The organism is Micromonospora haikouensis, assembly GCF_900091595.1.
In the GTDB taxonomy this organism is placed as follows: Bacteria; Actinomycetota; Actinomycetes; order Mycobacteriales; family Micromonosporaceae; genus Micromonospora; species Micromonospora haikouensis.
Map to the genome: position 1 here is coordinate 1 of NZ_FMCW01000024.1, position 18,842 is coordinate 18,842.

Here is an 18,842-nt window from a genome sequence, read left to right on the forward strand (position 1 = left end):
CGGCCTGGACCAGCACCAGGTCCGCCGCTGGGACTCCTGGCACCGGTTCACCACCCTCGCACTGGCCGCTCTCGCCGTCCTGGCGATCTGCGCAGCCGACGCCGCCGCCGAACCCACCGACACCGGCATGATCAAGCTGACCGTCAACGAGATCCGCCGCCTGATCAACACCCTCATACTCCACCAAAACCCCGACCTCAACCACTGTCTGCGCTGGTCAGACTGGCGCCGCCGCCATCAAGCCCGAGCCCGACAAGCCCACTACACCCGACGACTCAACCTCGAACCCCAGCCATGATCCCGAACGGCGGCTGCCGTACTAGACGCTGGCGAACCTTCGTCGGGCCGCCGGGGGCCGCAGAGGCAGATCCTGGTATGCGCCAGCAAGCTCCTACCAGGCGGGCCGGCCCGGTGGGCATGGGTCAGCGTTGTAGGCCGCCGACGCGAATGGTGTTGTCTCCGGAGCGCGTGAGGGGGTGGGTTCTGCTGTGAACGGCATCAGGTTCTCGACCGACCAGTACCGGCTGTCGACGTTCGAGGTCGACGACCAGCGCCTGCGGGTGCTCGGTGCGTGGTTGATCACTGACGTCTCCAAGCATCTGCTGGTCTGCCTGGACGCCCTGGCCATGGTCGACGACGTCAGCCAGGGGCGCCCGCCCTTCGAGGAGTGGAGCAGCGAGAACTACGCCGTCTCGATCACCCCGGAGGGCGTCACGCTGCGCAACGAGTGGGTGGAGGGCGAGGAGGCCGGATACCCGCTGGCCGAGTTCCGGGAGGCGGTGGAGGCGTACTGGAGCTTCCTCGCCGGTCTGCCGGAGAATCCGCACCTGGTTCGAGAGCACCGTCCTGACCTGCCCGAGTGGGAGGCGGACCTGCTGAACTGGGAGGGGAAGTGGGGCCGGCTGCACCCCTACCGGGGTCGCCTCTTCTGATCCGCCGTCGGTCTCGGGGGCAACCCGGGGATCACCCCTGCCCGAAGTCGGGGACCGTCCACTTGTGACCGCGCAACCAGCCCTGCTAACTTTCCTTTGCATGTGCAAGGGTTGGTTATGAGCGACGAGCCGCCCACCGGGGACGACCTCCTGCGGGTGCTGGCGACCCTGGCCAACCCGCACCGCCTCCGGGTGGTCGCCGCGCTGGCCAGGGAACGCGCCTACGTCAGCCGGCTGGCACGCGAGCTGGGCATCAGCCGGGCCCTGCTCCAGGTCCACCTGCGCAAGCTGGCGGCGGCCGGGCTGGTCTCCGCGCGCCTGGAGCTTTCCGAGGACGGGAGGGCAATGAAGTACTACGAGGTGAATCCGTTCGTGTTCACCCTCACCCCCGAGACCATCCGGCGGGCGGCCGAGACGCTGACCCCGCCGGACACGGCCGGACAGGAGGGGGAATGACCGGGATGAGCGGCCACGACTGGACCGAGGTGATCGGGGCGGCCGGCATCTTCACCCTGCTCGTCACCGTCGTCACGGTGGTCGTCGTGCAGCTGTCCAAGAACCGCCGGGCCAGGCTGTCCGGCGGGCGCGAGGACGACTACCGCCGGCTCGCCGAGGCGTCGGCGCGGGCCCAGGAGGCCAACGAGCGGCTCCTGGCCGCGATCGACGCCCGGCTCGGCGAACTGGCGACCCGGACGGCCGCGCTGGAGCGCGTCCTGCGGGACGTCGACTGAGCGGCCGGTAAGACCCTGGGCCGCCGAGCGGCAACTCGACGACCCAGGTGGAAGCAGCATCACCTCGCCCGTGGGCGAGTTCTCAGCGCAATGCTCCTTCGAGGAGAGGACAGCATCTCATGCTGCGTACCCGCAAACCCGCAGCCGACCCGCCGCCGCGCACCGGCCTCCGCCGGGCCGTCGGCGCGACGCTGGCGGCGGCCGTCGCCGGCACGTTCCTCGCCGGCGCGCCCGGCACGGCCCGCGCCGATCCGGCAGCAAAGCCGACGGTACGGCCGACCTCAGGGCCGACGGCGTTCGGGCCGATCCGTTGGGTGCCCTGCCCCGCCGACGGGTCCGCCGAGTGCGGCACCCTGTCGCTGCCGGTGGACTGGGCCGACCCGGCCGGGCAGCGGTTCGATCTTGCCCTGGCCCGCCGGCGCGCCACCGACCCCGCCGCCCGGGTCGGCGTGCTGTTCTTCGGCCCCGGCGGTCCGGGGGACTCCGGCGTGCAGAAGGTGGTGGAGAGCGTGCGGTTCAGCGCCGAGCAGCGCCGCCGCTTCGACATCGTCAGCTTCGACCCGCGCGGCGTCGGCCGCAGCAACCCGGTGGTCTGCGCGGCGGACCTGCTCGCCCGGGTCCCACAGGTGATCACCGACCAGGCGCAGTTCGACGCCACCGTACGCGACAACGCGGAGCTGCGCGCGGACTGCCGGGCCCGCACCGGCCCCATCTTCGACCACGTCGACACCCGCAGCGCGGTACGCGACCTCGACGCCGTCCGGGCCGCCCTCGGTGAGGAGCGGCTGACCTTCCACGGCAGCTCCTACGGCACGCTGCTCGGCGCGCAGTACGCCGACGAGTATCCGCACCGGGTGCGGGCCATGGTGCTGGAGAGCGTGATCGACCACAGCCTGCCGATGCGGCCGTTCCTGGCCAGCCAGGCCGCCGCCGCGCAGGACTCGTTCGACGAGTTCGTGGCGTGGTGCGACCGTTCCGCCGACTGCGTCCTGCACGGCCAGGACGTCCGGGCCCGCTGGGCGGAGTTGCTCGACCGGGCCGAGCGGGGCGAGCTGCCCGATCCGACGTTGACCCCGTTCGCGCTGACCGCCCGCGCCCAACGCGACCTCTACGGCCCCGACTGGGCGGTACTCGCCGGCCGCATCGCGACCTGGTCGGCATCCGCCGGGACGGACAGCAGTGCGGGGGGCACGCATGCAGAAACCGCAGCGAACCCGCTCGCCGTCTTCTGCCAGGACTGGAGCCTGCCCGTCGACAACTACACCGAGTACGCCCGGCTACTGCGCCGGCTCGCCGCGATCGCGCCCGACGTCCGGTATCCGCTGGTGGTGCAGGCGCTCGCCCTGTGCCTCGGCGCACCCGTCGGCAACCCGCAGCACCGGCTCCGGGGTCGCACCGACGTGCCGGTGCTGGTGGCGGCCACCCGGCACGACCCGGTGAGCGAGTTCGGCCGGGCCGCCGCCGTCGCCCGCCAGCTCCACGGCGTCCTGCTCGCGTACGAGGGGTGGGGGCACGGCAGCTACACCACCAGCCCCTGCATGGGCGCCACGATCGACCGCTACCTGATCGAGCTGGCACCCCCCGCCCCCGACGCCCACTGCCCACCGCTGGAACCCCGCTGACCCACCCCACCCCCGCCACCCGGCTCGGTGATCAAGAGGTTTGCGTCATCCTGGAGATCAACCCTGACGTTCTTCTCTTGATCACCGGGGCGGGCCGGTGGGGTGGTGGGGGCCGTCAGGGTAGGCGGGTGGCGCGGGATTCCAGGTAGCGGCGCTCGGGGCGGCTGGTGGTGGATCGGGCCGCCGCTCGGTACGCGTCCCGGGCGGCGGCCGGGTCCCCGGCCAGCTCCAGCAGGTGGCCCCGCACGGCGGCGAGCCGGTGGTGCCCGGCGACGCGCCCGTCGCCGTCGAGCGGGGCGAGCAGGGCCAGGCCGGCGCGCGGACCATCCACCATGGCCACCGCCGCCGCCTCGTTGAGGGTGACCATCGGGTTCGGGGCGAGCCGGCCCAGCAGCCGGTAGAGCGCCACGATCTGCCGCCAGTCCGTCTCGGCTGCGGTCGGGGCCTCGGCGTGCACCGCCGCGATGGCCGCCTGGAGCTGGTACGGCCCGGGCGGCGACCAGGTCAGCGCCTCGGTCACCAGGGCGGTGCCCTCGGCGATCGCGGCCCGGTTCCATTGGCTGCGGTCCTGCTCGGCCAGCGGCACCAGCTCGCCGTCGGGGCCGGTGCGCGCGTCCCGGTGCGCGTCGGTGAGCAGCATCAGCGCCAGCAGCCCGGCGACCTCGCCGTCGTCGGGCAGCAGCCGGCGCAGCTCCCGGGTCAGCCGGACCGCCTCGGCGGTCAGCTCGGCGCGCTGCAGGTCCGGCCCGCTGGAGGCGGTGTAGCCCTCGTTGAACACGAGGTAGAGCACCTGGAGCACGGCGCGCATCCGCTCGTCGCGTTCGGCGGGCGAGGGCAGGACGAACCGGGCCCCGGCCGCCTCGATCCGCTGCTTGGCCCGGCGGATGCGCTGACTCATCGTCGCCTCGGGCACCAGGTGGGCGCGGGCGATCTGGGCGGTGGTCAGCCCGCCGACCGCGCGCAGGGTCAGCGCGACCTGCGCCGACCGGTTCAGCGCCGGGTGGCAGCAGAGCAGGAGCAGCAGGAGGGTGTCGTCGCCGGTCGGCGGCTGCTCGTCGGGCGGCGGGGCCACCGCCGCGTACGCCGGCTCCCGGAGGGCCACCGCGACCTCGCGGTCCCGGCGGGCGTGCTCGCTGCGCCAGGCGTCGGTGAGCCGGCGGGTCGCCACGGTGAGCAGCCACGCCCGGGGGTGGTCGGGCACCCCGTCGGCGGGCCACCGGGTCGCGGCGGCCAGCAGCGCCTCCTGCACGGCGTCCTCGCAGGCGTCGAACTGGCCGTGCCGGCGCACGAGCAGGCCGAGGACCCGCGGCGCGAGCCCGCGCAGCAGGTCACCGACGGCCCCACCGCCGGGGCCGGTCGGACCGGAGCCGCCCGCACCCGCGACGGCCGACCCGGCACCGGTCACATCTCCGCCCCGGCCTCGTCCATGATGGGCCGCACCTCCAGCACGCCGAACCCCCGCACCACGTCCGGCCAGCCGGCGGCGATCTCGGCGGCCCGCTCGATCGACTCGCAGTCCACGGTGAGATAGCCGGCGAACTGCTCCTTGCTCTCCATGAACGGCCCGTCGGTGACCTCGACCCGGTCGCCGGCCAGCCGGGCCGTGCTGGTCTGCGACGGGTCGGCCAGCGCCTGCCCGCCGACCAGCTCGCCGGAGGCCGTCAGCTCCCGCATGATCTCGTCGACCTCGCCGAAGAGGGCGGCCCGGTCCTGCTCCGACATGCCGTCGACGAAGCCGGGGCGGTTCCAGATCAGCAGCATGTACTTCACGGCGTACTCCTCACGTGTCGGCCGCGCCCCGTCGGCGCGTCCCGGCAGGGGGTCGGAGCCGGTGCGCCGCACCCGACACCCGGGCCGGGGCGGATCCGCCCGGGTCCAGCGCCGCCCGGTCGGCGGCGGAGGTGCCGGAGGCCCAGCCCTCCTCGTCGGCGACGGTGAGCCGCTTGCTGGTCACGCCGGGGAACAGGTCGTCCAGCCGCTCCCGCACGGCGGTCGCGCGGGACGCGAGCACCGGCAGCAGCCGCTCCCCGCCCTGCTCCCGGGCCGCCTCCCGGCCCGCCTCGTCGGCGGCGGCCCGCAGCCGCTCGCCGATGCGCAGCGCGAACGCGTTGAGGAACGACTCGTCGTACGCCTTCGTGCGCCGGTTCCCGCCGCGCACCCGGCGCTCGGTGCGCCCCCGCAGCATCGCGGCGGTGGCCTGCACCAGCAGCGACGTGTAGAGCAGCTCGACGGCGGCCAGGTCGGCCGGGAAGCCGAGCACCGTGGCGAAGCCCAGGTCGTCGGACCACACCGACTCGCAGCGGTTCGCCGCCGCCACCTCCTGCACCAGCAGCGCCTTCGCCCCCGGGTACGGCGGCTCGGTGCCCAGCCGCACCCCGCCGGGCGCGTCGCCCCGCTCGGCCGTCGCCTCGACCAGGGCCGCGTCGATGCTGTGCCGGGCCATCAGCTCCTGCGCCTTGCCGGTCAGCGCCTCCGCCTCCGCCGGGAAGGTCGTCGACTCGGCCTTGGCCAGCAGCGCCCGCACCCGGTCGAGCATCCGTGACCCGCTGCCGCCGCGCCCGACGGCCGTGGCCGGGGCGGCCACGCCGGGCGGCGGGCGCAGCACCGCGATCGGCGGGAGCCCCTCCACCAGCGCCAGCACGTCGACGGCGTCGCGCAGGGCGGCGATCCGGTCGGTGCCCTCCCGGGCCGCCCAGGCCGTCAGGTGCCGCCGGTCGTCGTCCCACCACACGGCCGCGTCGAGGCTGGCGAGCTGGTCGTCCCACCAGGTCGGCACCGGATCGGGCTGGACCCTGCGCTGGGCGGCGGCCAGGTCGGCCACGAGCCGCCCGGCCGCCGGGCCGAGCCGGCGGGTCGCGATGCGGACCAGGTCGACGGGCTGCCAGCCCCGGGGCCAGAGCCGGCCCACGCCGCCCACCAGGCGCGCGGTCAGGGCGGCGTCGACCGCCGCCGGCCCGTCGGGCACGCCGGCGCCGACCACCAGGCGGTCCAACTGCCGTTCGGCGGCGCGTACGTCGGTGCCGCGCGCCGCCGCGAGGGCGTCGGCGACCAGCGCGTCGGCGTCCGGCACGAGCTGCTCCTCAGGGTCGGGTGGCGCAACGTCCGCTGGCCGGGGCGGAGCCGGTCGGCCAGGTTCCGCCGGGAAACCGTACCGCCGGAGCAGCACCCGCCGGGCGTGAGCGCCGCCACGGCCGACGAAATGACCGCCGGACGCCTCATCCGCTCCGGGTCGCCGTCCGTATCCATCCGTGCACGGGTGCGGAATCCCTCCGTGCACCGACAGCGGATCGACGGGACGGAGCGCGAGTTGTCGAGTCGTACCCATGCCAGGTCCGGCCCGGGTGGCCACCGCCGGCGGCGCGTCGCCACCCGGAACGGGCCGGTGGTCGCGTGCGTCGCCCTGGCCGTGGTCGCCCTGGCCACGGCCGGCGCCGGGGCCGTCCGCCGGGGCGGGCCGGACCAGGCGACCAGGCCGGTCGCGGCCGCAGGGGTCGCCGCGCCCACCCTCGCCTCGCCGACCACCCGGGCCCCGGCCCGGCCCGCGACCCCGACCCCGGCCGCGCAGGCGCCCGCCGACATCACCTTCCCACCCCGGGGTACGGGCGACTTCCGCGCCGCCACCCTCCGGGGCGCCGTCGCGGGGCGCTCCGGTGAGCTGCTGCGGTACCGGGTCACGGTGGAGGAGGGGATCGACGGTGTCGACGTGGAGCGGTTCGGCCGGGAGGTGGGCGCGATCCTCGCCGACCCCCGGGGCTGGACCGGGGCGGGCCGGTGGCGGCTGCAACGCGTCGGCCCGGACGACCCGGCCGACTTCACCGTCGCGCTCACCACCCCGGTGACCCGGGGCGTCCTCTGCGGGGACGTCACCGACCACTACACGTCCTGCCGCAACGGCGACCGGGTGGTGATCAACGTGGCCCGCTGGGCGGGCGGTGTGCCGCAGTTCACCGGCGACCTCGCCACCTACCGTAGGTATCTGCTCAACCACGAGGTGGGCCACCGGCTCGGCCGGGGACACGAGCTGTGCCCGCGCGAAGGGGGACCCGCCCCGGTCATGCAGCAGCAGACCCTGGGCCTGCACGGCTGCCTCCCGAACGCCTGGCCCGAGGTGGACGGTGCCGTGTTCACCGGCCCGCCCGGCCAGTACGACGACCCGGTGCCGGACGGCTTCTGAGGTCCGGCCCCGGCGGCCCGTTCGGACGGGGTGGTGCGCTGCCGGCACGCTGGGTGAGTGCGATCGACGCAGATGACGGCTACCCTGGGGACGACCGGCACCCGCCTTCTGCTACGAGGGATCGCTGCCGGTGCCGATCAGGGGAGTTCCCGTTGGGCCCCGCCACGCCGCTGTCCGTTTCGTTGCCACCCCCCGGTGGCCTGTCGATCGGCCCGTTCACGGTCGCCGAGGGTCGGGGGCGACTCGTCGTGACCGGGGAGATCGACATCGCCACCTCGGGTGAGCTGGCCTCGGTCCTCGCCGGCCTGCTCGACGGCGCACCGCCGGCCGCCCTGGAGCTCGACTTCGGCGGCGTCCGGTTCCTCGACTCCTCCGGCATCCTGGTGCTGCTGCGTGCCCAGGGCCGGGCCGCCGACCGGGGCTGCCGCCTCACCGTCGCCGACGTGCAGCCCACGGTCCGCCGGGTCCTGGAGATCACCGGCGTGCTGGAGCTGCTCGGCCTGGGGATCATCCCGGCCGAGGCCGCTGACGACGCGACGCCGGCCCGCTGACGACGCACCGCAGGCCCGCTGACGACGCGATCCCGACCCGCTGACGACGCACCGCCGATTCGATGACGCCGGCCGCCCGGGTCGGCGCTCCCGGTCACGGCCGGTCGACCAGCTCGCCGGTCTCGATCAGGTCGCGGGCGACGTCGAGCAGTTTCACGTTGAGCCGCTGGCTGGCCCGGACGAGCAGCTCGAACGCCTGCTCCCCGGTCAGCCGGTGCCGCTCCATCAGGATCCCCTTCGCCTGACCGATCAGGTCCCGCACGTCCAGCGCCTGGGAGAGCTGCGCCAGCCTCCGGGCGTCCCCCATCGCCACGGCCGCGTGCGCGGCGAAGAGCACCCCGATCCGCTCCGACTCGTCGGTGAACGCCCCCGGCTGACGCGCGTAGAGGTTCAGCGCGCCGAGGTTGTCCCGCGCCAGGTAGAGCTGGAACGACAGCATGCTGCGTACGCCCAGCCCGTCGATCCGGCGGACGAAGTCCGGCCAGCGGGTCTCCGCAGCGACGTCGGGCATCCGCACGGTGTGGTGCTCGAAGAGCGCCGTCAGGCACGGGCCCTGACCCGTGTCGTACTGCGCCTGGTCGACCCGGCGGACCAGATTGCCCGTCGCCGCGCTGGTCACCACCCGGTGCCGGCCCTCGACCTCGGTGATCGCGGCGTGCCAGGCGCCCGGCACGGTGCCGACGGCGCACCGGACGATCCCGTGGAGGGTGGCGTCGAGGCCGGGTTCGTCCTGGAGCGCGCGGGCGATCTCGGCGAGGCGGCCGGCGAGGTCGTCGTCCGGCCCGGCGGTGCGCGGCCGGCGGCTCGACGTGGCCCTGATCCGGCGTGACCGGATCGGGTCCGGGCGGCTCTCGACGTCCATGACGGCCCCCTTCCGCCGCCGGCCCCTTCCCCTCTCGCCGACGGCCGTGGACCGATACCCGAGTGGCCGTCCGGCCAATCCCCGCCGACCTCGGCGGCCCACTGCCTGCGAACGTCCCGCCCTCGTCAGCGGGTGCCGCCTCCCGTCGTCAGCGGGTGCCGCCCGCCTCGTCGGCCTCCCGCCGGGGGAAGGACGCCCAGATGTGCTTCGTGCCCTCGGTGGCGTACCAGCCGACGTCCAGCGAGAAGGCGCGGGCGAGCTGGAGGCCACGACCGCCGGCCCCCAGCGGTCGGGTGTCGGCCAGCTCGGGCACGCTGGTCAGGTCATGGTCGGCGACGTCGAGGATGAACAGGTCGTCGTCGCGCAGCAGCCGGACGGTGGTCGGCGGCAGCCCGTGCAGCAGGGCGTTGGTGGCCAGCTCGGTGGCGACGAGCACGATCCGTTCGGGGATGTCGTCGAGCTCCTCGCCCTCGGCGAGCGCATGCCCGGTCAACGCCTCGTGCAGGGAGGCGCGCAGGCCGCGCAGCTCCGCCCCGGTGGACAGGGCCCAGGTCCGCATCTCGACGGCGCGGGGCGGTGGCGGCGACGTCCGCAGCGATCCCATGACCGGGCATTACCCTGGGCGCCCGCCGTTCACACGACCCACCAGGCCGGGCCCGCCGGGGTGAGCGGGCCCGGCCGTGGGTCGCGGTCAGGCCAGCGGCTTGCCGCCGGTCACCCCGAGCACCTCGCCGGCCAGCTCGGCCGGCTGGCCGGCCCGGCCCAGCGGGACGTCCCCGCCGAACGTGCCAATCGCTTCACATGGTGACAATCGCCCATTCCGGCGCGGGCCGCGGCGACCGGCGGGCGGCAGGGGGGTGCTCACCCGCCGTGGCCCGGACCGCTACCGTGTTCCGTGTTCCGGACCGGGGCGAGGCAGTCCAGGTGGAGCGGGACGGGCCGGCCGGCGTAACGGCATGGACACACGTGGGGCACCACACGGTGCCCGTTCCGGTCCATGATGTTCGTCGGTTGTTCGCATACCGGTTCACGGACCTGACGGGGAAGAAGACGATGACGGCCAGTACGAATGTTCCCAAAGTCAGCGTGGTGGTGCCGGCCTACAATTCCGGCCCGCACATCGAGAGGCTGATCGCCTCTCTGTTGCGCCAGTCGCTGCAGCCGGGGGAGTTCGAGGCGGTCTTCGTCGACGACGGCTCCACCGACTCGACCGGGGCCCGGCTGGACGAGCTGGCCGCCGCGCACCCGCACATCCGGGTGGTGCACATCGACAACTCCGGTTGGCCGTCCCGGCCGCGCAACGTCGGCGTCGCCAACGCCCGCGGTGAGTACGTCTTCTTCTCCGACGACGACGACTGGTTCGGCGACGAGGCCCTGGAACGCCTCTACGCGTACGCCGTGGAGAACGACGCGGACATCGTGATCGGCAAGATGGCCGGCCACGGGCGCTCGGTGCCGCGCGAGCTGTTCCGCCGGGACCGCCCGGACGCCACGCTGGACAATGCCCCGCTGATCGACAGCCTGACGGCACACAAACTGTTCCGCCGGTCCTTTCTCGAAGAGCACGAGATCCGCTTCGTGGAGGAGAAGCGCCGGCTGGAGGACCACCTCTTCGTGGTCCGGGCCTTCCTGCTGTCCAAGCGCACCTCCGTGCTGTCGAACTACGTCTGCTACCACCACATCCGCCGCGAGGACGCCGGCAACGTGACGGCGCAGGGGCTGGACCCGGCGGGCTACTACGCCAACCTGCGCGACGTGCTGGACGTCGTCGACGCGCACACCGAGCCGGGGCCACTGCGCGACAAGCTGCACCGGCGCTGGCTGCGTAACGAGATGGTCAGCCGGCTGCGCGGCAAGCGGTTCCTCCGGGAGCCGGCCGACTGGGTGGAGCAGGTGGCGCTGGAGTGCGGCAAGATCGTCCGTGAGCGCTTCGCGCCGGGCGTGGCCGCCGGGCTCCCGCCGCTGCAGCGGGCGATCACGGCCCTCACCGCGGCCGACGACGTCGCCGGGCTGCGCGGGCTGGCCGAGTGGGAGGCGGGCGTCCGCGTCCAGGCCCGGGTCGACGACCACCGGGTGGACGGGACGGTCCTCACCGTCGACGTCACCGCGCACCTCGCGTCCGGCGACCAGCCGGTGGCCCTCACCGCCTCCGACGAGCGCTACCAGATCGTCCTGCCCGTCGACCTCGCCCCGGAGATCCTCGACGTCACGGCCCGCCGGGCCATGGCCCGGCTCGACGTGGTGGCCCGGCGCAAGGAAGGCGGCGAGGAGTGCTTCCTGCCGGTCGAGTTCCGGGTCGAGGACGAACCGCTCCAGGGCGCCGGGCAGGGGCGGGTGCATCTCGTGCACCACGCCACCGCCACGGTGGACTTCGCCACCCTGAACTCGGGCCGTACCGAGGGCACCTGGCTGCTCAAGGCCCGGCTCACCGAGAACGGGTGGACCGAGGACGCGCGGCTCCCGCTGACCTTCCGGTGCGCCGCCGACGGCGCCGCCCCGGTGCGGGTCGTGCCCGCCGCGAAGAAGAAGCCCGCCCTGCACCGGCGCGTCCGCAACCGCCTGCGCCGGGTGGCCAACCGCCTGCTGGGCCGGTAAGGAAGGGCCCCCTGTTAACGCATTCGGTATAGCAGGGTTCCCCTCTCACCTCTCTCGTGGACCGGCGGGCATCCCGGGCGGATGAACCGTTTCGCCGCTGCCCGCGTAGTCATTGTCAGCGCCGCGTGGCGTCCAACCGGCCGGCCGGACAGCCGGACGGCGGAGCGGTGCGGCGGCGCCGACGATCCGAGGTGTCCCGGTGGCGGGGCGACGGGAGGACCACCATGACCAGCGACCCGCGGCCCGGACAGCGGACGTTGCGCCGGGCCTGGGGACTCACCCGTTCCCTGGCCATCTACCACGGCCAACCCCACAAGCACCGCCGGGCGCTGGAGCTCTACCGGGAGTTCCTCAAGCCCGGGGACGTCGGCTTCGACATCGGCGCCCACGTCGGCGGCCGGGTACGCACCTGGCGGCGGTTGGGCGCGCGGGTGGTGGCGGTGGAGCCGCAACCCGACTGTCTGCGGGCCCTGCGCCTGTTCTTCGGCCGGGACCCGAACGTGACGATCGTGCCCGAGGCCGTCGGCGCGGACGCCGGCCGGGCGCGGCTCGCCCTGTCCACCGCCACCCCGACGGTCTCGACGATGTCTACCGAGTGGATCGAGTCGGTCACGGCGGACAGCAGCTTCTCCGGGGTCCGCTGGGACCGGTCCGTCGAGGTCGACGTGGTGACCCTCGACGACCTCGTCGCTGCGCACGGCGTGCCCGCGTTCTGCAAGATCGACGTCGAGGGCTTCGAGGTGGACGTGCTGTCGGGGCTCAGCCGGCCCCTGCCCGCGCTGTCCTTCGAGTACCTCCCCCCGGCCCATGACGCGGCCCTCGCCGCGCTCGACATCGTGGACCGGCTGGGCGGCCCGGCCGGCGGGTACCGCTACAACTATTCGCCGGTGGAGACGATGCGCTACGCCGCTGACGAGTGGCTCGACGCGGCCGGGCTGGTAAGGCTGCTGGAGCGGTTCCGCCCGGCGGGCCGGTCCGGCGACGTCTACGCCCGCCTGCGCGGGGCCTGAGGCTGGTCCCGGCGCAGCCGGCGGGCCGTTGCGCGGGGCCTGAGGCTGGTCCCGGCGCGGGTGTCGGGCCGCGATCCGTTGCCCGGGGCCGGAGGCCGGCCCCGGCGCAGCCGCCGAGCCCGATCCGTTCGGTGGAGTGAGATTCGCTCCGATGGTGGTGCGTTCCGTCGCCGGGATCATGTCTGATGGCGATCGGCCTGATTCCGGCGAGGCACGAGATGATGAGGCGGTTTCGCCTCTTACGGTGTCCTCGGCATGCCGGCGGGTGGACGCTGCCGGGGCCGACCCGGTGGCGCGATGCGGGCGCTAACAGGGGGTTTGTCTCGATGCGTGTTCGGAGCCGCGTGATCGCGGGTCTGGTGGCCGGGACTGTCGTGTTGATCGGTCAACCGGTCATCGCGGCGGTGTCTGCCTGGCAGGCGGGTCCTGCCGCCAAGGCGCTCGTCACGGAAAGGCCGGGGCACACCGGCCTGGTGCCCAGCGCACCGCGCAACGATGTCCCGAGGATCACCGACGGTGAGGTCACCGACATCGAGGTGATCGGGAACCGGGTGTTCATCGCCGGCTCGTTCACCGGGATCGCCAACGTCGGGCAGACCGCGCTCGCGCAGCGGTGGCTGGCGTCGTACAACATCGACACGGGCAAGGTCGACACCGGCTTCCGGCCGACGTTCGACGGGGCCGTCGAGGCCGTCGAGGCGTCGCCGGACGGCTCGGCGCTCTACGTGGCCGGCACGTTCAACACCGTCGGCGGGCTCACCAAGCGCAAGGTCGCCCGGCTCGACCCGGTGACCGGTGCCCCGGTCGCCGGCTTCACCGCGCAGGGCAACGGCCGCGGGACCGCCCTGGCCGTGACCAACAACGCGGTGTACGTCGGCGGCCAGTTCACCAAGATCAACAGCACGAACCGCACCGGCCTGGCGGCGCTCAACCCGACCACGGGGGCGGTGGACGCCGGCTTCGACCTGCAGCTGTCCGGTGGCATCGGCGTCGGCGGCATGCTCACCGTGCAGCAGCTCAAGCTGACCCACGACGGCGCGAAGCTGATGGTCGTCCACACCGGCCGGCAGATCGCCGGCCAGGACCGCTACGGCGTCGGCCTGATCGACACCGCCACCAAGGCGCTCCTGCCGTGGCGCACCCGCCTGTGGGAGGACAACCTCTCCTTCGTCGGCGGCATCCAGCGGGCCTTCGGCGGCGACATCTCGCCGGACGACTCGTACTTCGTCGTCACCAGCGGCTCGGGCGGCGACCGCCCGCCGATCAACGACACCGCGATGGCGTTCCCGATGGCCGGCGGCGACCACGTCGAGCCGATCTGGATCTCCCGGCACTTCGACAGCATCTACTCGGTCGCCGTCACCGAGGCGGCCGTCTACGTCGGCGGCCACTTCAGCTGGCAGGAGTCACCGACCGCCAACGTCCCGTGGCCGGGCCTGGACAACGTCGGGTACGGCACGGGCCAGGGCCTCAGCGGCTACGGCCTCGGCGACCAGGTGGTCCGCCGCGACCACCTCGGCGCGCTCGACCCGGCGACGGGCACCGCCCTGGAGTGGAACCCGGGTTCCAGCTCCTACGAGGGCGAGAAGGCGATGCTGGCCACCCCGCGCGGCCTCTTCGTCGGCGGCGACGGCAACACCAAGGGCGGCCTCACGGTGGGTCGGGTCGGCTTCTTCGACCTGGGCCGGGTGCCGGCGCCCTCGGCGGTGGAGACGACGATCGACACGCCCATCGAGGGCCGGGTGAAGCCCGCCAACGGCTCGTTCACGATCGAGGGCCAGGCGACCGCGCCGTCCGGCGTCAAGAAGGTGCAGCTCGAGATCCAGAACCGCGGCTCCAAGAAGTACCTCCAGCCGGACCTGAAGACGTGGGGCTCGTCCGCCGTCATCGTGTCGACCCTGGCCAGCCCGAACGCCACCTCGACCATGTGGTCGCTGGCCGTCTCGCTGCCCGTCGGCGAATACCAGATCCAGGCGAAGACGTTCGGCCGCACCAGCAGCGAGACCGACACGACGAAGGCCGTCAAGAAGATCGAGACGTTCAGCTTCGACGACCTGCCCCCGACGACGAAGTTCAGCGCGCCGGCCGCCGGCCTGCTCGCCACGAAGACCTTCGTGGCCACCGGCACCGCCACCGACGACAAGGGCGTCAACGCGCTGACCTACTCGTTCCGCACCCCGGACAACCGCTACCTCCAGGACGACGGCACCGTCGCGCCGGTCTACAACACGTTCCGCACCGAGCCGGACGTGATCGGCGCGGTGTCGACGACCTGGCAGGTCGAGGTGACCCTGCCGACCGAGGGTGAGTGGCGGATGACCGCCACCGCCATCGACACCGCCGGCCAGAGCGACCTGCGCGGCGAGAACCGGGACTGGATCATCGCGGAGGACGGCGTGGCGCCGACGGTGGCCATCACCGCGCCCGCCGCGATGACCCCGCCCACCGCCGCCGGCCCGGTCACCGTGGCCCCCGGCAGCCCGCTCACCTTCTCCGGCACGGCCAGCGACGACGGCACCCTGAAGTCGGTCGAGGTCTACCTGCGCAACACCACCACCCGCGAGTCGCTGGCCGCCGACGGCACGTGGGGCCCCGACGCGGTCGCGGCGTACCACCGGGTGTCGCCGACGAACCTCAACGCCGCGTCGTACAACTGGTCGTTCACCACCGCGGCGCTCACCCCGGGCATCTACGACTTCCGGGTACGCGCCACCGACAACCTGGGCCTGGTCACGACGAACGCCAACCTGGGCAAGCTGGCCGTCACCGCCCAGGTGCCCGGCGACGCCTTCCCCAACGGCAAGCTGAACGTCACCGGCACCGACCAGAACGTGGAGCAGTTGCACCTCGACCTGGCCGGCACCGCGACCGACGACAAGGGCGTGCAGGGCGTCCGGGTGGCGCTGCGCGACCTGGACACCGGCCGGTACGTGCAGCCCAACGGCACGATGGCGGCGAGCTTCGCCACGGTGAACGCCACGCTCGCCTCGCCCGGCGCGACGAGCACCGCCTTCACCCTGTCGATCGACCTGCCGACCAAGGGCGAGTACAGCGTCGAGGCGTGGGCCGTCGACACGTCGGGCCAGCAGGACAGCTCGACCTCCGGGGCCACCGCCAAGTACCTCGTCTACCCGGGCGACCTCGACCCGCGCCTGGAGCCGAGCCTCAGCCCGACCAACGGCGCGGTCTTCGGCGACTCGCGGATCGTCGTGACCGGGCGCGCGGTGGACGACGTCGGCATGTCGAAGGTGGAGGTGCAGATCGTCAACGGCGCGGGCCAGGGGATGAACTCCTCCGGCGCGTTCGGCGGCGGCTCCGCCCCGTGGATCGCCACGTTCCTCACCAGCCCGGGTTCGCCGGGGTCGAACTTCGCGTACACGTCGCCGGTGGTGCCGGCGGGCGCGTACACGATCTCGGTGCGGGCGGTCGACAACTACGGGCAGCTCCAGCAGCCGCCCACCACCATCTCGGTGACCGTCAGCTGAGCTGACGGCAGCCCAACCCGGGCCGCGTCGGGGCTACTTCCGCCCCGATGCGGCCCGGCCCGTATCCGGCCGCCGGCCCGATGCGGGCCACGTCACCGGTCGGGGGCCGTCTCGGCGGCCGGGCGGCGGGGGCAGCCCCGCAGGACGTACGCGACGAGCCCGACCACCGCGAGGACCGTCGCGCAGACCGTCGCGGCGGTGGTGCCGGCCGGCTGGACCAGCCAGGCACCGACCTGCAGCCGCATCTGGTCGCTCGGCCCCAGCCACGGCAGCATCGCGACGAGGGTCCAGGTCAGCGGGGCGATCCAGGACAGCGCGGCACCCAGCAGCGCGGCGCCGAGCGCGGTGAGCCCGAGCAGGCCGACCGTGTTGCGCGCCACCACGCCGAGTGGTTCGAACCGCACGTCGGTGAGCGTGCTGGCCAGGAGCAGCGCGACGATCGCGGCGGCGGCCAGCAGGACGTGCCCGGCCCGGCGGGCGGGCCAGTTGACCGACGCCGTGTGGTCGAGGGCGTCGTCGGCGCCGCCGAGCGTGGTGCCGACGGCGACCGCCGCGATCAGCGCGGCGACGCTGACCACCCGGGCGTTGACGGTCTGCCCGTCGGAGAAGTACGGCCAGCTCGCCCAGAGCGACCCGACCGCGCAGGCCGTGCCAGCCAGCGCCAGGGGAACCCGCCGGGCCCGCAGGTACAGGCGGAGCCACCTCACGGTTGCGCCAGGAACAGCAGCGAGTGGAACCGGTCGACATCGCAGCCGAGCGCGGCGGTGCGGGCCGCCTGCACCCGCTTGCGCTGCTCGTCGGAGGGCAGGTTCCGCAGCTCCCGGAGGGCGGCGTCCACCTTCTCCCGCTCCTCGGGGGCCGACCCCCGACCGAGGTCCGGCTGCCCTCCGGTGAGCCAGGCGACGGCGACCGCGCGGGCCAGGAAGGTCGTGTGGTAGGTCTCGCACTCCCGCCACCAGGCGGCGTCGAGCAGCGCTGCCCGCAGGTCGTCGGCCGAGACGTCGGAGAAGCCGGTCCAGCCGACCGACAGGGCGTCGAAGACCAGGGTTCCGTCGTCGCGGACATGGCTCGCGTCCGGCCGGACCGTGTTGTCGAGCAGCTGCCGGCTCTCCTCCACGCGGGTGGGGGCGGTGCCGGGTAGCTTCGCGTCGATGAGGGCCAGCGCCTCCCGGGCCGGGCCGACGACCCTGGGCAGCAGCGCGGCGTGCGCCCGGGTCACACAGACCTGGGGGCCGTCGTCGTCGCAGACCAGCTCGACGGCGGCCGGATCGAGCACGGCCGATCCGGAGTAGCCGCCGGTGGGCAGCAGCGGCACCGCGACGGCGGCACCGACCACGGCCGGAAGCACGGCCAGTGCGACGGTGCGCCGGCCGACCGCGCCGAGCAGCAGCAGCCCGGTCGCGGCGAGGGCCGCCAGCCACAGCGCCTGGAGCAGGCTGACCGACGACGGGATCGTCTTGAAGTCGTTCAACGAGCTGATGGCAGGGGCCAGCAGCAGCGCCGCCGGGTCGGGCCGGACCTTCGTGAAGTTCTCGTCGTAGCCCGAGATCGAGACGTAGTCGGGCACGAAGGTCAGCACGGCGAACGCGACCACCGCGAGGATCGGGGCGGTGGCCACCCGGGGCACCGCCCGGCCGGCGGCCATGCCCAGCCAGCCGGCGGCGACCAGCGCGAGCGCGCCGACCGCGGTGATCGGGATCGTCGCGACGGCGAAGTACCCGGCGGTCGGCGCCACCCAGGGGATCCCGAGAAGGAACGTCAGCAGGTACACGGTGACCAGCGCGACCGCGTAGCCGGCGGCGAGCGGGACGCTCCGCTGCCACCGGGGCCGGACGGTGGTGCCGAACAGCTCGTCGACCCGGTGCCGCCGGTCGCGACGTCCCAACCATGCGCCGCCGGCCAGCGCCAGCGGCATCAGCATCATCAGCGTGGACCGGGCGTACACCGCCAACTGCGTCCACCGCCCCGCGTACCCCCCGGTGACGGTCAGCATGAGCGCGGCGCCGACGATCACCAGCAGCAGGGCGATGCCGGGGACCGCCGAGCGGCGTACCTCGATCCGCATGATCCGCCCGGTCATGCCGCCACCCGCTCCCGGTGGGCGCGCAGCAGCGCCGAGTAGCCGCGCTCGGCGGCGCTGTCCCCGGCGTCGCCGGTGCCGCCCTGCGCGGCGAGCTGCCCCGTGGTGCCCTGCCACACCAGCCGGCCCTCGTGCACCAGCACCACGTCGGTGCAGGCCACGGCGACGTCCTCGACCAGGTGGGTGGAGACCAGCACGCAGCTGTCCGACCCGATGTCGCGGAGCAACTCGCGGAAGTCGAGCCGCTGCTCGGGGTCGAGGCCGACGGTCGGCTCGTCGAGCAGCAGCAGCTCCGGGTCGTTGACGATCGCCTGGGCGATCCCGGCGCGGCGCACCATGCCGCCGGAGAGCGTCTTCATCCGGGCGTCGGCCCGGTCGGTCAGGCCCACCCGGTCGACGGCCCGCTGGACCGCGCCGGGGATGTCGGCCTTCGGCATCTCCTTGAGCCAGGCCATGTACTCGACGAACTCCCGGACGGTGAAGCGCGGGTAGAAGCCGAAGTGCTGCGGCAGGTAGCCCAGCCTGCGGCGGACCCGACGCAGGTCGGCGCGGCCGCTGACGTTCTCGCCCAGCAGGTCGAGCCGCCCACCGGCGGGCTTCACCACGGTGGCGAGCGCCCGCATCAGGGTGGTCTTGCCGGCGCCGTTCGGGCCGAGCAGCCCGTGCACACCGGTGCCCAGCGCCAGGTCGAGCCCGTTGACCGCGAGGCGTCGGCCGGCGCGGACAGCCAGGTTCTCGGCGTGCACGGTCCACGCGTACGTGGTCGGTGCGGTCTCCGCCGCGCTGACGGCACGCATCAT

17 protein-coding genes and 1 pseudogene are annotated in these 18,842 nt (G+C 74.0%); 10 read left to right on the plus strand and 8 right to left on the minus strand.

Annotated features, from left to right (window positions below; translation table 11 throughout):
• The 5 genes and pseudogenes from GA0070558_RS33495 to GA0070558_RS23050 form a co-directional block, all read left to right on the plus strand.
• A pseudogene (locus tag GA0070558_RS33495) lies at nucleotides 1–298 on the plus strand (IS701 family transposase); the annotation flags it as partial.
• 190 nt (nucleotides 299–488) lie between these two features.
• Complete coding sequence (locus GA0070558_RS23035) at nucleotides 489–932, plus strand: hypothetical protein (RefSeq protein ID WP_091283486.1); 444 nt, start codon at nucleotides 489–491, stop codon at nucleotides 930–932.
• A 117-nt stretch (nucleotides 933–1,049) separates the two neighbouring features.
• Nucleotides 1,050–1,388: an ArsR/SmtB family transcription factor gene (locus tag GA0070558_RS23040; protein ID WP_091283488.1), complete on the plus strand. Its 339-nt coding sequence runs from the start codon at nucleotides 1,050–1,052 to the stop codon at nucleotides 1,386–1,388.
• The gene (locus GA0070558_RS23045) at nucleotides 1,385–1,663 is read left to right on the plus strand and encodes a hypothetical protein (protein ID WP_091283490.1); all 279 of its coding nucleotides are present in this window, start codon (nucleotides 1,385–1,387) and stop codon (nucleotides 1,661–1,663) included. Before GA0070558_RS23040 ends, GA0070558_RS23045 begins: the two co-directional genes overlap by 4 nt.
• A 119-nt stretch (nucleotides 1,664–1,782) precedes the next feature.
• The gene (locus GA0070558_RS23050) at nucleotides 1,783–3,285 is read left to right on the plus strand and encodes an alpha/beta fold hydrolase (RefSeq protein WP_091283492.1); all 1,503 of its coding nucleotides are present in this window, start codon (nucleotides 1,783–1,785) and stop codon (nucleotides 3,283–3,285) included.
• A 115-nt stretch (nucleotides 3,286–3,400) separates the two neighbouring features.
• Here the strand turns inward: GA0070558_RS23050 and GA0070558_RS23055 are convergent, their stop codons facing one another.
• From GA0070558_RS23055 to GA0070558_RS23065, 3 genes are all read right to left on the minus strand, one after another.
• The gene (locus GA0070558_RS23055; protein WP_256092088.1) at nucleotides 3,401–4,612 is read right to left on the minus strand and encodes an RNA polymerase sigma factor; all 1,212 of its coding nucleotides are present in this window, start codon (nucleotides 4,610–4,612) and stop codon (nucleotides 3,401–3,403) included.
• Between the two features lie 74 nt (nucleotides 4,613–4,686).
• On the minus strand, nucleotides 4,687–5,046 hold the full coding sequence (locus GA0070558_RS23060; RefSeq protein WP_256092089.1) for a YciI family protein: 360 nt from the start codon (nucleotides 5,044–5,046) through the stop codon (nucleotides 4,687–4,689).
• Nucleotides 5,047–5,065: 19 nt separating this feature from the next.
• On the minus strand, nucleotides 5,066–6,355 hold the full coding sequence (locus tag GA0070558_RS23065) for a DUF2786 domain-containing protein (protein WP_091283496.1): 1,290 nt from the start codon (nucleotides 6,353–6,355) through the stop codon (nucleotides 5,066–5,068).
• Between the two features lie 186 nt (nucleotides 6,356–6,541).
• Between GA0070558_RS23065 and GA0070558_RS23070 the strand changes: the two genes are divergently transcribed.
• Together GA0070558_RS23070 and GA0070558_RS35280 are read left to right on the plus strand one after the other, a co-directional pair.
• Nucleotides 6,542–7,459 (plus strand): DUF3152 domain-containing protein, encoded by a 918-nt coding sequence (locus GA0070558_RS23070; protein ID WP_369523385.1) that lies wholly within the window; start codon nucleotides 6,542–6,544, stop codon nucleotides 7,457–7,459.
• A 53-nt stretch (nucleotides 7,460–7,512) separates the two neighbouring features.
• Nucleotides 7,513–8,010, plus strand: coding sequence for an STAS domain-containing protein (locus GA0070558_RS35280; protein ID WP_500862222.1), 498 nt, complete (start codon nucleotides 7,513–7,515; stop codon nucleotides 8,008–8,010).
• Nucleotides 8,011–8,104: 94 nt separating this feature from the next.
• Here GA0070558_RS35280 and GA0070558_RS23080 read toward each other — a convergent pair whose 3' ends face one another.
• A complete protein-coding gene (locus GA0070558_RS23080; RefSeq protein ID WP_091283500.1) occupies nucleotides 8,105–8,872 on the minus strand; it encodes a GAF and ANTAR domain-containing protein in 768 nt (255 codons plus the stop codon).
• Nucleotides 8,873–9,020: 148 nt separating this feature from the next.
• The gene (locus tag GA0070558_RS23085) at nucleotides 9,021–9,476 is read right to left on the minus strand and encodes an ATP-binding protein (RefSeq protein WP_077935860.1); all 456 of its coding nucleotides are present in this window, start codon (nucleotides 9,474–9,476) and stop codon (nucleotides 9,021–9,023) included.
• Between the two features lie 449 nt (nucleotides 9,477–9,925).
• Between GA0070558_RS23085 and GA0070558_RS23090 the strand changes: the two genes are divergently transcribed.
• The 3 genes from GA0070558_RS23090 to GA0070558_RS23100 all read left to right on the plus strand — a co-directional run bounded on the left by GA0070558_RS23090 (nucleotide 9,926) and on the right by GA0070558_RS23100 (nucleotide 15,962).
• Complete coding sequence (locus GA0070558_RS23090) at nucleotides 9,926–11,467, plus strand: glycosyltransferase family 2 protein (protein ID WP_091283660.1); 1,542 nt, start codon at nucleotides 9,926–9,928, stop codon at nucleotides 11,465–11,467.
• A 224-nt stretch (nucleotides 11,468–11,691) separates the two neighbouring features.
• Nucleotides 11,692–12,477, plus strand: a complete 786-nt coding sequence (locus tag GA0070558_RS23095) for an FkbM family methyltransferase (protein WP_043961628.1) — start codon at nucleotides 11,692–11,694, stop codon at nucleotides 12,475–12,477.
• A gap of 473 nt (nucleotides 12,478–12,950) precedes the next feature.
• Nucleotides 12,951–15,962 (plus strand): Ig-like domain-containing protein, encoded by a 3,012-nt coding sequence (locus GA0070558_RS23100; RefSeq protein ID WP_256092077.1) that lies wholly within the window; start codon nucleotides 12,951–12,953, stop codon nucleotides 15,960–15,962.
• Between the two features lie 92 nt (nucleotides 15,963–16,054).
• Here the strand turns inward: GA0070558_RS23100 and GA0070558_RS33505 are convergent, their stop codons facing one another.
• From GA0070558_RS33505 to GA0070558_RS23115, 3 genes are read right to left on the minus strand one after another with little or no spacing between them, the layout of a single operon-like run.
• Nucleotides 16,055–16,669 (minus strand): hypothetical protein, encoded by a 615-nt coding sequence (locus tag GA0070558_RS33505; protein WP_091283504.1) that lies wholly within the window; start codon nucleotides 16,667–16,669, stop codon nucleotides 16,055–16,057.
• Entirely contained in the window at nucleotides 16,666–18,042 is a 1,377-nt protein-coding gene (locus GA0070558_RS23110; protein ID WP_091283505.1) for a hypothetical protein, read from the minus strand. The genes GA0070558_RS33505 and GA0070558_RS23110 overlap by 4 nt, the downstream gene beginning before the upstream one ends.
• Complete coding sequence (locus tag GA0070558_RS23115) at nucleotides 18,039–18,842, minus strand: ABC transporter ATP-binding protein (protein ID WP_077935865.1); 804 nt, start codon at nucleotides 18,840–18,842, stop codon at nucleotides 18,039–18,041. Before GA0070558_RS23115 ends, GA0070558_RS23110 begins: the two co-directional genes overlap by 4 nt.